Annotated in this window: 1 protein-coding gene; it reads left to right on the top strand. The window is 65.8% G+C overall.

Features of this window, described 5'->3' with window-relative positions:
• A partial coding sequence (locus FQ705_RS30930; RefSeq protein ID WP_313955687.1) for an FAD-dependent oxidoreductase occupies positions 1 to 511 on the top strand: 511 nt, incomplete at both ends.

Genomic DNA, 511 nt, shown 5'->3' with positions numbered 1-511 from the left:
CCATGGAGGAGACATCATGTCTGAAACAACGCATCGGTCGTTCGACGTGACCGTGGTGGGCGCTGGTATCTCGGGCCTGTCGGTGGCGGTCGCTGCGGCGGCCGCAGGAGCCCACGTCGCGGTGCTGGAGCGCGCGACCGAAGACGAGTTCGGCGGCAACACGCGCTGGACCGAGGCCTACTTCCGCATGTCCTCGGAAGACGAGGTCAGCGCGGATTTCGAGGAGCGCCTTGCCGAGAACGCAGGCGATCACCTGGATTCGTATATCTTCGAGCAGCTCGTCCAGCCCGATCATCTGAGGCCGTCCTTCGTCAGGGCACACGGCATGCCGGATCCGGAACTGATCGCTGAACTCGCGAACAGGGCGCCCGAGACCGTCAAATGGTTGAAGACCTTCGGCGTGCGCTTCGACCTGCTGCCGACCTATTTCCTCACGGCTGCCGCGCCGCGGCTGATGCCGGTTGGCGGCGGGCTGGCGCTGATCGAGGCATTGCGCGCGCATGCGCTGCGC

Origin of the sequence: Paraburkholderia sp. BCC1884 (assembly GCF_900996225.1) — a bacterium.
Classification (GTDB): domain Bacteria; phylum Pseudomonadota; class Gammaproteobacteria; order Burkholderiales; family Burkholderiaceae; genus Paraburkholderia.
The sequence above is the reverse complement of the archived record's forward strand: the minus strand, read 5'-3'. Positions and strand labels throughout refer to the sequence as shown.